At 34.8% G+C, this 13,996-nt stretch carries 11 protein-coding genes and 1 pseudogene; 11 read left to right on the top strand and 1 reads right to left on the bottom strand.

Features of this window, described 5'->3' with window-relative positions:
* Positions 1-7 precede the first annotated feature (7 nt).
* The 11 genes from BUA88_RS13345 (at position 8) to BUA88_RS13295 (ending at position 13,679) form a co-directional block, all read left to right on the top strand.
* Entirely contained in the window at positions 8-868 is an 861-nt protein-coding gene (locus BUA88_RS13345) for a lysylphosphatidylglycerol synthase domain-containing protein (protein ID WP_072918880.1), read from the top strand.
* A 1-nt stretch (position 869) separates the two neighbouring features.
* Entirely contained in the window at positions 870-2,324 is a 1,455-nt protein-coding gene (locus BUA88_RS13340; RefSeq protein WP_072918878.1) for a hypothetical protein, read from the top strand.
* Complete coding sequence (locus BUA88_RS13335) at positions 2,317-2,709, top strand: HAD family hydrolase (protein WP_072918876.1); 393 nt, start codon at positions 2,317-2,319, stop codon at positions 2,707-2,709. Before BUA88_RS13340 ends, BUA88_RS13335 begins: the two co-directional genes overlap by 8 nt.
* 11 nt (positions 2,710-2,720) lie before the next feature.
* Positions 2,721-4,991 (top strand): glycosyltransferase family protein, encoded by a 2,271-nt coding sequence (locus BUA88_RS13330; protein WP_072918874.1) that lies wholly within the window; start codon positions 2,721-2,723, stop codon positions 4,989-4,991.
* Between the two features lie 16 nt (positions 4,992-5,007).
* Positions 5,008-6,099, top strand: a complete 1,092-nt coding sequence (locus tag BUA88_RS13325) for a polysaccharide pyruvyl transferase family protein (protein WP_072918872.1) — start codon at positions 5,008-5,010, stop codon at positions 6,097-6,099.
* Positions 6,100-6,101: 2 nt separating this feature from the next.
* Positions 6,102-7,796 (top strand): GtrA family protein, encoded by a 1,695-nt coding sequence (locus tag BUA88_RS13320; RefSeq protein WP_072918870.1) that lies wholly within the window; start codon positions 6,102-6,104, stop codon positions 7,794-7,796.
* A gap of 218 nt (positions 7,797-8,014) precedes the next feature.
* Positions 8,015-8,854, top strand: a complete 840-nt coding sequence (locus tag BUA88_RS13315; protein WP_143151443.1) for a hypothetical protein — start codon at positions 8,015-8,017, stop codon at positions 8,852-8,854.
* Positions 8,855-8,895: 41 nt separating this feature from the next.
* Positions 8,896-9,984: an MBOAT family O-acyltransferase gene (locus tag BUA88_RS13310; protein WP_242939624.1), complete on the top strand. Its 1,089-nt coding sequence runs from the start codon at positions 8,896-8,898 to the stop codon at positions 9,982-9,984.
* A 381-nt stretch (positions 9,985-10,365) separates the two neighbouring features.
* Positions 10,366-11,754 (top strand): SGNH/GDSL hydrolase family protein, encoded by a 1,389-nt coding sequence (locus BUA88_RS13305; protein ID WP_072918865.1) that lies wholly within the window; start codon positions 10,366-10,368, stop codon positions 11,752-11,754.
* A 22-nt stretch (positions 11,755-11,776) separates the two neighbouring features.
* On the top strand, positions 11,777-12,271 hold the full coding sequence (locus BUA88_RS13300) for a pyridoxamine 5'-phosphate oxidase family protein (RefSeq protein WP_072918863.1): 495 nt from the start codon (positions 11,777-11,779) through the stop codon (positions 12,269-12,271).
* Positions 12,272-12,425: 154 nt separating this feature from the next.
* Entirely contained in the window at positions 12,426-13,679 is a 1,254-nt protein-coding gene (locus BUA88_RS13295) for an AAA family ATPase (protein ID WP_072918861.1), read from the top strand.
* Between the two features lie 112 nt (positions 13,680-13,791).
* Here BUA88_RS13295 and BUA88_RS16400 read toward each other — a convergent pair.
* A pseudogene (locus BUA88_RS16400) lies at positions 13,792-13,996 on the bottom strand (IS110 family transposase); the annotation flags it as partial.

Raw genomic sequence — 13,996 nt, 5'->3', positions numbered from 1 at the left:
AGAGATGATGAAGAAAAAATCATTAGTATATAACTGGATAAATATTTTAGTGCTGTTTGCAGCAGCACTAATCTTTTTCCTTAACTATAATATATATAATGTATTTCAGGGCGTTCAGATGATGCATATTGTAGTGGTTGTTGCCACTGTAGTGATGGTGCATTTTTTGAAAGCCCTTCGCTTGTATTTAGCATTATATGGTGCAGACATTACTCCGTCCGCATATGCGAAGACATACTGCAAGGTTACACCGGTAAGTATTCTTATTCCGTTTAAGCTAGGTGAATTCTTCAGAATGTATTGTTACGGTCATCAGGCTGGCAACATGCTAAAAGGAATCGTGACAGTTCTGATGGATAGATTTATGGATACTATCGCGCTGGTGACAATGATAGTTGTGATGTGGCTTGCCAGTGGTGAGACAATAATACCACTTGTTTATTTGCTGGTTGTGTTCCTTGTGATTGTGACATTAATGATTATCGTATTTCCGGGACTTTACAGCTATTGGAAGAAATATTTGTTAAGAGCAGATGGTACAGTTCGTAAGATAAAGATGCTTAGATTCTTGGATACTATGAATCGTGTTTATCTGGAAATCATGAATGTTTCCAAGGGAAGGGGAATAATTCTTTATGTACTTTCATTGCTTGCATGGGCTGTGGAGATAGGCAGTGTTGTCCTTCTAAATGCAATTACAGTAGATGGCGCAGGACTTAGCAACAAGATTTCGGAGTATTTAAAGTCAGCTTTGGTTGGAAGCCAGACTATAGAGCTTAAAAGATTTGTACTAATAAGTGTAATCTTAATGATAGTGATATATCTGCTTGTAAAGGCAATCGATATTTCAAAGAGCGAGAGGAAATAGTATGAAAACTATTGTTATTTATGATGATACTGGAAGAAAGAGTGAGGTAATTGCAGACATCATCGGTGAAAAGGGCTTTGCTGATGTTGTTGTTAAAAAGCGTTGCTTGGAGGAATACTACAAGGATGAGATGGAGAAAGTTTTCTCAGATGTAGTATGGAAAAAGGTTCGCTCTGTCTTTGAATATGCTGAGCTGCTCAAACATCTTGAAGTCTATAATATGCAGGATGTTAGAGTAATTCACTGCTTTTCTAACTACATCGTTAGTGATGCAGCAGCTGCCAAGCTTTCATTCGAAAAGCTTAGCTTTATTGATGAGCCATTTGGTGCTCTCGATGGAAACAGAGCTGTTGCTGCACTATTCCCTAATCTTGATTCATATGTAGCATTTTGTAAGAACATTATTGCAGGAAGAAAAGCATGGGATCTTGTAAAGGAAATGGAGGAGCATTTCAATATTGCCGGAATGGTTGATATCGGCATTATTGCTAACTTCATCCAATGCGTGACGGGTAATTTTGATTCCAGATATTTCAATAGTTTAAAAGGAAACGAGTACACTCTTGTAAAGTCATCAACAAATAAGAAGAAGATTAAGGCAGAATACGACTTCTATCACCTCCTTCCAGAGGATATGAAGTACTGGTTTGTAATGCCATTTGATTATAAGGAGGATGATCAGAAGGCCAGCTACACCATGGAACGTCTTCACATGACAGATCTTGCTATCAAGTGGGTACATGGTTCCATGGATAAGTCCGAGTTTGAAGCACTTATGGATAAGTATTTCTATTTCTTCAAGTGCCGTCATGCTAAGGAATGCTTAGACGCTGAGTATCAGGCTATGGCTGATGAGCTTTATATCAATAAGGTGAATAGCCGTATTGAGGATTTAAAGAAGCTTCCAGAGTATAAGAGAATAGAGACTTTGCTTTCTGCAGATGGCAAGCTTACAATCGATAACCTTTTAGAGAGATACTATGCTCTTAAGGATAAGATTGAAGCCAGAAACAAATACCCAAGAGAGCTTGTTATCGGTCACGGTGATCCTTGTTTCGCAAATACGTTATACAACAAGTCTACACAAACTTTGAAGTTTATCGACCCTAAGGGTGCCAGCAAGGAAGAAGATTTGTGGACAAATCCATATTATGACGTAGCAAAGCTTAGCCATTCTGTATGTGGTAAATATGATTTCTTTAACAATGGCTTGTTTGACATTAGAATAGCTGATGATTTCTCATATGATTTAGATATTCCATTCGACAATACTGAATACATGAAGATTTTCAAGGCTAAGGCTGAGGAGAATGGATTTGATTATTTAACAGTTCGTATATACGAAGCATCCTTATTCATTTCCATGCTACCATTACACATTGACAACCCACATAAGGTGTTTGGCTTTATTTTGAATGTAGATAGAATTTTGAAGGAGATTGAAGCAGATGTATAAGGATTATTCATTTGTGTTTGATATAGACGGCACACTTTGCCCTATTAAGAAAAAGGAAGAGAGATATGAGGATTTGATTCCATATCCAGATATGGTAGAAAAGCTCAGAGAATGCAAGGCTGATGGTGCGAAGATTATTCTTTATACATCTAGAAACATGAATTCTTACAACGGAAATATTGGTCTTATAAATAAGAATACAGCTGTTGTTTTACATGAATGGCTGGAGAAATGGGATATTCCATATGACGAGATAGTTTTCGGTAAAGTATGGCCAGGTCATAAGGGATTTTACGTGGATGACAGAACTGTAAGACCAGACGAATTTTTGAAGCATACTCCAGAGGAGTTGGAAGAAATTTGTGCTAAGTCTAGAGAGCATTAAGGAGATATAAGATGATAGAAAAGCTGCGTGCTAATAAAATTATAGTTTTTGCAATAGAAATTCTTATATTTATTGCATTAATGTTTGTGATGGTTCATCGAATGAAGGGCGATAATGTTTTTGTTATTCCGTTGGACGGTATGACTACAAGTCATTCGGAAGTTGTATTTGATGGAACATCCTGGAAGCTTGATGCGGAAGATGCCAACGGTTTAGTCGGTGACGGTTATGTAGTTTTTGGACCTAATATACCTTTAGAGCATGGTACATACACATTGGTGTTAAATTATAACACTACCAAGATACAAAAGGGTGTTGTGGAAGTAGATGGCGGATATCTTGAAACTGCTGATTATTTTTTACTTAGTAATAATAAGCATGAGGCAAGATATGATTTCAAGCTGGACACAGATGTAGATGCCTTTAGATTTAGATTGAAAGAATATATGGGTGGTGATTTCGAATTAACAGGTGTTAATATAATTCGAAACACACATGATATAAGAATATTAGTATTTTTATGGATAGTTCTTTCAGTGATTCTAGATTTAATACTATATAACAAGTTTGTTTCACAAAATAAAAAGGTTATAGGTATTGTTATAGGAATTACATTTTTAGCATCACTACCTTTATTCTTTAAAGGTATGATGACAGGTGATGATATCAGATATCACTTGGTTCGTATAGAAGGAATTGTGGATGGACTGAAAAGTGGAGCTTTCCCAGTGAAAATGTATTCTGTCTATAACGATGACTATGGATATCCAGTTGGAATATTTTACGGGGATGTCCTTTTATATATTCCTGCGTTCTTACGTATTATTGGTTTTACGGTCATGCAGAGTTATAAAATCTATATATTCGGGATAAACTTGCTGACATCTGCGATTGCGTATTATGCTGGCAAGAAAATGTTTAGATCGGACATGCATGCATTTCTGTTCACCACGGTATACACATTCTCAACATACCGACTTGTATGTTTATATGCCAGGGCTGCAATGGGAGAATACTCTGCAACCTGTTTTTATCCACTTGTAATGTTGGCGTTCTGGAACATATACACACAGGATATTAAATCAAAAGAATATAAAAAGAACGCTTTGACTTTAGCTATAGGAATGGCGGGACTTATTTATTGCCATATTTTGTCAACGGAAATGTTTGTTATGGCACTGTTGATTATAGCATTGGCAATGTTTAAGAAAACTTTCCGCAAAGAAACTTTTGGCGTTTTGATGAAGGCAGTAGTTTTGTGCGGATTAATTTGTGCAGCATTCATAGTTCCATTTATGGAATACTATACCTGCGTGGATATTACAATTAAACATAGATTTGAAAAATCATATATCCAAAGTCAGGGGGCATATATAAGCGATTATTTTGCAGTATTTAAATCAATTACCGGTGGAAATTTCGTTACAAGAAGAGGATTGCTTACACCAGGATTGATTCTTATGGCAGGTTTGCTGGTTGCAATAGTTTTCATAGTGGCTGGAAAAGCTGATAAAAAAATTAAGGTTATGACGCTGGGTTCAGTAATCAGTTTATTTGTTGCAAGTAATTTGTTCCCATGGAATAGAATAAATGAAGTTCCAGTTATAGGTAATTTTTTAGTAAGTGTGCAGTTCCCATATAGATATATTGGTATAGCGGTATGCTTCCTTGCAATACTACTGGTACTTGTATTGGAAAAGCTAGCAGAAATGGGAGTTACACTAAAAAAGCTTTTTGCCGGCATTACACTTGCGAGTGTAATTATGACTCTATTATTTGTAAGCGAGTATCAGGACGAAGCTTTTGTCACATCTATTTTCAGGTCATATGATACAGCTGATTTGTTAACATACACACGTACTGGAGATTTTGGAATGTATCTAGGTACCATTTATCTAATTCAAGGTACAAGCATGGATTCCGAAGTATTAGATTATGGGGTGTATGGAGAAAACGTAAATGCGGTAATGATTAGTGAATCAGGAGTGAATTTACAGGTATACGTAGAAGCTACAGAAAATGCTACATTGGAAGTCCCTAGATTTGCATACCCACATATAGTTGCCAGAGATAAGGATGGCAATAAGTTGATGACGACTGCAGGAAATAATAATAAACTGACAGTTGCTTTTGATAAGCCATATACTGGAGAAGTATATATAGCTTTCGAGGAACCATTATATTGGAGAATGGCAGAATTAATATCACTACTTACCATAATCGGATTAGTAGTTACAGCACTTGTTAAGAAAAATGTTGAGGGAAAAGGGGTTAACGCATAGAAAGGAATATAAGTGGATGAGAGTAGGAATAATAACATTTCACTTTGTAAATAATTTTGGCGGAGCACTTCAGGCCTATGCATTGCAGCGTGCAGTAAAGGAGCAGTGTAAGGTAGACGTAGAAATAGTAGATTATAGAAACTGGTTTATCAGATTCACTGACAGGGTACGCTTACTTCCTATAACTACAAACGTAAAGGAATTTTTCTCTGGCTGGGCAACAATGGGACAGCGCGCAGGACGTAGACATAAGTTCGGTAGATTTGCCTTAAAGTATTCTCAGCTTAGCAGAAAATATATAAGTCACTTCAGCTTGAGAAGATGCCCTCCTGGAGATGATAAATATATTTGCGGAAGCGATCAGATTTGGAATCCGTTTCTAACAGCTGGAGTTTCATATAATTACTTTTTGCAGTTTGAAAAGAATCCTGCAAATAAGATTGCCTATGCACCAAGCTTTGGCTCAGAAAATATAAATAAGCGTTATCATAACAAGATTAGAAATTATATTGGTTCTATTGGCTATCTTTCTGTAAGAGAAAAAGCAGGTCAGGAATTTATAAAAGAATTGACAGGTAGAGATGCGGAAAGACTTATTGACCCAACATTCCTTCTGACAAAGGAAGACTGGGATGGTGTAGGTTGCGAGAGAATAGAAGAGCATCCATACATTCTTTTATATATTATGCAGCGTGATCAGGAAGTCTATGAGTACGCTCGTAAGATAAAAGAACAGATGGGTATAAAGCTTATTGAGATTAGTCGCTATGGTTATAATCCAGGATTTGTAGATGAGACATTAGTTGATGTTGGTCCAATGGAATTTTTGGCGCTGTTCAGAGATGCTGAGTATGTTTGTACAAACTCATATCATGGACTGGCATTTTCTATTATTTTTGAGAAACAGTTTTGTTTAATCCCATGTAAAAGATTTAGAGCCAGAATTAATAACATGCTAGATTTATTACAGATTGATATTAATTCTGATGGCGACGATTGGGAATCTTTAACGGCTACTTATGATAGAGAGTTTGTTAAAGAAGTGATTGAAAGAGAAAGACAGAAATCAATACAGTATCTCAAAGACAGTATTGGTGTATCGGAGTAATAATGATAAAGATTAGTGATAAAACGCAGTGTTGTGGATGTAGCTCATGTGCTGAGACATGTCCTGTGAATTGCATTAAGATGGTGGAAGATAATGAGGGGTTTTTGTTTCCACAGGTGGATACTAGTGCTTGCATTAATTGTGGAGCATGCGAAAAGGTCTGCCCAATTATCCAGGCAGATTGTGTCGATGCAGGGGAGATAGCTGGGGTTTTCGAACAGCCAAAGACAATAGGAGGCTGGATTAAAGATGATTCTATTCGAGCTGACAGCTCATCAGGCGGAGCATTTAGCTTATTCGCTAATTATATACTTGAAAATAAAGGTATAGTATTTGGCGCTTCTCTTTGTGAAGATATGGTAGTTAGACATATTTTCGTAGAAAAGCCAGAGGATTTAACAAAGCTTAGAGGTTCTAAGCATTCTCAGAGTGTTATTGGAAATATTTACTCGCAGGTGAAAAAGAGTCTTGATGATGGAAGATTGGTTCTTTTTTCAGGAACACCATGTCAGGCAGCAGGTTTGTGCAGTTATTTAGGAAATCGTAAATACGATAATCTTTATGTGATAGATTTTATTTGTCATGGAATTCCTTCACCTAAAGTGTTTGCAAGTTATATTGCTTACATGGAAGATAAGGTAAAAGACAAAATTGTAGGTTTTAAATTCAGATCCAAAGATAAGAAGTGGCATCCAATGGGATTGTCATTTGGTGATGGAACAATTATTAAAACAGCGAGTGGAAATACGGTTCGTCAATCTCCTGGATTAAAGGATCCATACATGATGGGATTTCTTGATGATACAATTTTAAGAGATTCCTGCTATGAATGTAGATTTAAAGTCGTGCCAAAATACTATTCAGATTTTACCATTGCAGATTTTTGGGGCGTTAATAAGAGCTATCCTGAATTATTTGATGGTAAGGGTACATCGCTTGTATTCCTAAACAGTGAACGCGGATATGAGTTGTTTAAAAAATTAAAGGATTATTTTTTCTATAAAGAAGTAGATTACAATAAGGTTTCAAAGAGAAATCCAAGTCTCACCACTTCAGTAAAGAAAAATAGTCGTCGCAAAAGCTTTTTTAGAGATTTTGAAAAGAAGCCATTTTCGAAACTTATATGGAGATATATGAGCCCATTTTCATGGTTCATTCATAAATCTTTAGGCACGAGTTGGAAAATTATTCAAGGTATTATCCGAGTTGTTGTTGGACGAGGATTAAAGATTTTACATATAACATGGTCAGAGGAGAATTGGAACAGCTTCTTCCAGTTCGTTAAGTTTGCCATGATTGGTGTGTCGAACGTGGCTGTATCATATACGATTAATGTAAGCACATTATTATTGCAGCGTGTCATTGTACCAGGTTTTCATTTTGACTATATAGTGGCAAACGTTACTGCATTTTTATTAAGTGTTTTGTGGAGCTTCCATTGGAACAGTCGAAAAGTATTTGGTGTAAATGATTCATTTTCAGCTAAATTCAAGGCATTGATGAAGAGCTACATGTCTTATGCATTTACAGGATTGATATTAAACAATTTGATGTCGACATTCTGGATTCATGTAGTGGGTGTTTCTAAGTTTATTTCTCCACTGCTTAATTTACCAATTTCTATGCCTGTTAATTTCTTTATTCTAAAGAAATGGGCATTTAGAAAAGAGAAAAAGGTATCTGACGGAGACAAATAAAAGGACAAGTAATGAACTGGATTAGAAATAATGATAAATTAGCAAAAATAATATTTATACTTGCCTGTGCCTTTTTGGCGTTCTATGGTCTTTATTACAATTCTCTGTCGACCGTCTGGTTAATGGTAGTGACTATACCATTTATATTGTATCAGAGCATTTATGTAGGGCATTTAAGATTTGATATTAATTTCTGCTTTTTGATGGAGACATTCTTTGTGAAGGCTATGCTGGATCAGCACATTGGAAAGCAGGATATTGTACCTACGACTATGGCTATCCCTATGCTTATGTATTTGTTCGGAAAGTTGTTAGTAGCAAAGAGAGACTATAATTTTATAGGTAAAAAGAAAAGGCAGAAGGATTATTCTCGGGTTAAGGTCCTTGCGGTTACTAGTGCACTTACAATTGGCATTACAGTATTAGGTCTGTTGAACTTTATTCTCACGAGAAAATCGCCTATAGCTGTATTGGGGTATTATAATGTGGCTTTTACAGGGAATACTTTTTATACGGATAAATTGGCGTTTTGTTTCAACTATATTTTTGCAGGATGTTTTGCAGTAGCCGGATTGATTTGGTTTGTTTATAGGATTTCTGAGAAGAATGAGACAGTAGTGAAGGCACGACCATATGTGATGCTAGGTGTTAGTGCGGCAGTTGCTATTGGATTTGCGGTGAAATATATCCGAACAGAACGATTTGCAGCACTTAAAGAAGGAATACATCTTATTATTACCAAGCACTGGGGAAACTTTGGACTGGACCTTACCCACAATAACTCCACAAGCAATATGTGGCTGGATTATGGAAGAGATTACGGAATTCTAGTATTCGTAACACTGTTCATCTTTTTCATTTTAACCATAAAGGATGCTGTGAAATTAGCTGCTAATAAGAAAGTAGATATCTTTTTAAAGTCGCTGCTGTTGTTTATGTTTATTGGCACTAATGTGTATTACTTTGTTGATAGTTTTGCATACCAGTTTCCATATTATTGGTATTTGGGCTTGGTAATATGTGGTCTGATTAGTGAAGTGGCAGACTGGGAGCAATAAGAAGAAAATATAAATATAATTGTGATTGCGGGGGAGATTAATTGTTATTTAATTCTAGTCATTTTCTTGTATTTTTTCCTATAGTTATTTTAGGATATTATATTATATCTAGTAAATTTCGATATATATGGTTGCTTGTTGCTAGCTACTATTTCTATATACAGTGGAATCCTGCATACGTTCTACTGTTATTCTTTTCAACTGCAATAACGTATGTTGGAGCGTTAGTTATTGAGAAAATCACAGTTGAATCAAAGCGTAAACTATGCCTTTTTTCTGTTATATTTGTAAATCTAGCAATATTAGGCTATTTCAAATATTCCAGCATGTTTATATCCTATATTAATAAGATACTTATATTTGCTGACAAAAAAGAAATACCATGGGATTATTCCATAATCCTACCTGTAGGTATTTCTTTCTATACTTTACAAGCATTGGGGTATCTTATCGATGTTTATAGAAAGGATATTTATGCAGAGCATAATTTCCTTAGATACGCATTATTCATTTCATTTTTCCCTCAGCTCGTAGCGGGACCAATTGAAAGATCAAAAAACTTATTAAAGCAGCTTGCAGTACCAAAAAGATTTAGTTACGAAAATCTTAGAAGAGGCTTAATTATAATGCTATATGGCTTCTTTCTCAAAGTAGTTATTGCTGATCGTGTCGCAATTTTTGTAAATACTGTTTACAAAAATCCTTCGACATTTAATGGGTATTATATAATCATCGCAACTATGCTTTTTGCAATTCAGATTTACTGCGATTTTTATGGATACTCTACTATTGCTAAAGGTGTAGCGCTTACACTAGGTATTAGTTTGATGGATAATTTCAATGCTCCATATTTTTCCAAGAGCATAAAAGAATTCTGGAGAAGATGGCATATTTCGTTATCTACATGGTTCAGAGATTATCTTTACATTCCGCTTGGAGGAAATAGAAAAGGTACAGCAAGAAAATATCTCAATTTAATGATTGTATTTTGCGTAAGTGGTTTGTGGCACGGAGCGAGTATGTCATTCGTTATTTGGGGGGCTATGCATGGTATATATCAGATCGTTGAAGGTTTAATAAATAAGACATTTAATAAGCTTAAAGAAAGATTTAAAGACTTCCTCAAATAAAAGTCTAAAACTATTTATTACTTTCACATTAACATGTTTTGCCTGGCTGTTTTTTAGAGCAAATACATATGCAGCAGCTAAGACTTTACTAAAAGAACTATGTACAAACAACTGGATTTCACTTGTAGATGATTCTTTATTTAATCTAGGGATATCTAGGCCCTATTTTCAGATACTAGTATTGGCTGTCTCTATTTTAGGTATCGTCGATTATCAAAAATATCGAGGAAAAGATGTTGTTGAACATTTTTTTAAACAGAATTGGTGGTTCCGAATACTGACGGAGATTGGCTTATTACTAATTATTCTATTATTTGGCTGTTATGGACAGGCCTATGATGTTCAGCAATTTATATACTTTCAATTCTAAAGGTGAGAACTATGAAAAAAGTATTGAAAAATTCAACTCAGCTTATACTGGGATTGGTACTTTTATGTTTTGTTTGTAGCAGAGTTAATTATCTTTTGGTATCAGATGATCCTTGGATTAGGATATTAATGCATTCCTATTATGAGCAGGAGAATATTGATAATCTTTTTTTAGGCTCATCGCATGTATATAGTGCTGTTAATCCTTATATTCTAGATGAAATAAATGGACAAAATAATTTTAATTTATCAACGGCGGCACAACGTTGGGATACTACCTGCTATTTGCTAAAAGATGCGTATTCTCGTTATGATATAAAAAATGTATATTTGGAATGCTATTTTTGGACTAATACAAAATGTGATGTTTGGTCTGAAAACGAGCAAAAGTATGTACCTACTGATTGGATTGATGCACCTCAAAATTATTCAATAGCCTGGGTGCTTTCCTATTACATGAAACCCTCCATTAATTCCTTAGCTATACAATTACATTCTGCTGACGTAGACCATATGTTAGAAACTATTTTTCCGTTTGTAAGATATAGGGCTAATGTATTTAACTGGGAAGAAATATCAAAAAATATTGATGTAAAAAAGAGCGAAGAGTATAAAAGCTATACACATCAAGAATTCCCTACTTCCATCGATGGAGTACAGGGACTTACCGAATATAGACCAAAAGGTTTTTCTTATTCTGAAAACCGTATAATTATAGATGCAGATAAAAATTTCTCAGATGACAGAGATTTAGGTTTTAATTGTCTATCGCCAAAGAGTGAAAAGTACATGAGAAAAACAATCGAATTCTGTAAGAAAAAAGGCATAAACGTTAAATTATATATAACTCCAATGACAGGAGTACAATTGGTTAGTGCAGATAATTATGATGGCTATCTTTCTGATATGCGTAATTTGGCAAATGAATATGATGTAGAGTTTTATGACTTTAATCTTATTAAGCCGGATTATCTGGATATTGACAGTGGAGAGTATTTCTGTGATTTGTATCATCTTAATAGTGTTGGTGCTGAAAAATTTACACCAGTGTTATGGGATGTTCTTAATTCTTCTATAGATAAAAATAGCGATATGTTCTATGAATATTTAGAGGAAAAATATGCGGCTGAGGAGCCTGAAATATTTGGTGTGTACGCTAAAAAAAGTATTCCAAGAGATGATACACCAAAACACTATACGGTAGCATCCAATAAGAAGGATATGACATATAGAATTACAAGAACAATAGATGATGGTGATGCAAATAAAGACGACACGGTTGAGGTTATTCAAGACTATAATGCTAATAAAACATTTGATTTACCTATAGACCAACATGGAACTATAACCATTGAATCAAAATATAATAATCAAGAATTAAGTATTTCAGTTGCATATTAAAAAACAACAAAGAGGAAATAGTATGACCAGACGAGAACGAGAAATTACAGATCCAAATAGAATAGAACATATATTGAATAACTGTTTATACCTTCATTTGGGACTTGTGGATGATGGTAAACCTTATGTGGTACCTATGAACTATGGTGTTGTAAGAGATGAGACTGATGGGCATTATGTGCTTTATTTGCATAGTGGGCACATAGGAAGAAAGCTGGATATCATCAGAAAGAATCCTAAGTGTTGCTTCACAATGGAGTTGAATGTTGAACCATTTGAAGGCAGGATGGCTTGCCAGTATGGTGTGAGTTACGAGTGTTTGATGGGTACGGGAAAGATTACATTTGTAGATGACCCAGTGGAGAAAGACAAAGGCCTTCAGGCAATCATGAAAACTCAGACTGGCATAGATGGATTCTCATTTGATGAGAAGATGGTGTCTATTGTGACTGTTATGAGAATTGATGTGGAGGAATTGTCTGGGAAGTATAGACCTATGCCAGGGGAGCAGGGATAGGAACGTGGAAGAGTTATTGTATTCGATTTGCGAATAATAATTGACACAGGCATTTGTCTACACTTTTAGAATATGAGATAATAAAAACTAAGAAAATTATAAGAAATCATTATTCTCAATTTGAGAAGAAGAGTTTGAGGAGGAATGGTGTTCAATGTCTGATATATTTATCAAAGAAATTCAAATTGATGAAGTGAGAAACTTAGCCAATATCAGTATTCCTATATCCGGTGAACAGAAAAAGAATTTAATAATTACAGGAAAGAATGGTACAGGAAAAACTAGTCTTCTTAATGCGATTTCTAGGAATCTTTCTTTTTTGTTGGAGAATGGAGACTATACACAGATTGAACATAGAATTAGAGCTTATGAACAGCAGTTATCAGTTGCGATAACAAATAATAATTCAGAGAACGATATTTCTCGCTGGACCAATAATGTTGAAAATGAAAAAAGAAGATTACTTGATGTAAAAGCAGGTGTACTGCTGCGATTAAATAACCCTGTAAATAGTTTAAAAAGCCATTTTGAAAATAATGAATTTGTAGTGGCATATTACAGGGCCAAAAGAGAGTTTAAATCGGATATTCCTAATCATATCGAAAAGGTGAATCTCAAAGATAGATATACTTTAAATGAATCGCCAAGAATAGAATTTGTAAAGTACATTGTTGATTTGAAAATGAAAGAGGCGTTGGCAAGGACATCGGGTAAGAATGAAGTGGCTGATACTATTCATAGATGGTTTATGGAATTCGACAACTTACTTAAGGCTATTTTCGAGGACGATTCTACAGCGTTAGTTTTTGATGAAGAGAATTTTACCTTTTCAATTGTACAAGCGAACAAACAACCATTTGGTTTCAATGTCTTATCTGATGGTTATGCAGCGGTGTTAGATATAGTTGTTGATATCATGATGAGAATGGAAAAGCATACAAATCGAAGTTTTGTTTTTGATATGCCTGGGATAGTTTTTATAGATGAGATAGAGACTCATTTACATATAGAACTTCAAAGAAATGTGATGAAACTTTTGACCACGTTTTTCCCTAACATACAGTTTATAGTAACTACGCATTCGCCATTTATCATTAATAGTGTTGAGAATGCGGTTGTGTTTGATTTGGAGACAAGAACACTTGCGAAGGATGGGTTGTCTAATATTCCTTATGAGGGAATAGTTGAGGGATACTTTGGTGCAGATTTATTGAGTGATGAATTGAGAAATAAATTTGAGAGATACAAAGATCTTATAAAGAAAGAAGTGATTTCAGACACAGATATTGAAGAAATAATGAACCTAGAAACATATCTTGAAGAAATTCCAGATTATTTGGGGTTGGATATTTCTACAGAATATCATCGTCTAAAATTAGAATTTCATACTAGAGGTGACAAACTATAAGAAGTCAATAGATAAATGATGTTTTATTAGAATCTCAAAAAAAGCATAAAATTAGTAAGCCATCTGAATTTTGTATATCAGATGGTACATACATGAAGGTTATTGGCTTTATTTATCGTACTTTTGAAGGATTAAAATCGATGTCTTGCTTTTCTAAAGCAAAAATAACTCTAACAAGCTTTTTAGCGACATGAGTTATAGCTACTCGATGAGGCTTTCCTTCGGCTCTTTTTTTGGCATAGTAGGTTGCAAATGTCATATCAAATCTAATCAATGGCAAGCAACAATTTATTAATGCATATCGAAGTTGCGAGGAA

It is taken from the genome of Pseudobutyrivibrio xylanivorans DSM 14809 (assembly GCF_900141825.1).
Lineage (GTDB): Bacteria > Bacillota > Clostridia > Lachnospirales > Lachnospiraceae > Pseudobutyrivibrio > Pseudobutyrivibrio xylanivorans.
The sequence above is the reverse complement of the archived record's forward strand: the minus strand, read 5'-3'. Positions and strand labels throughout refer to the sequence as shown.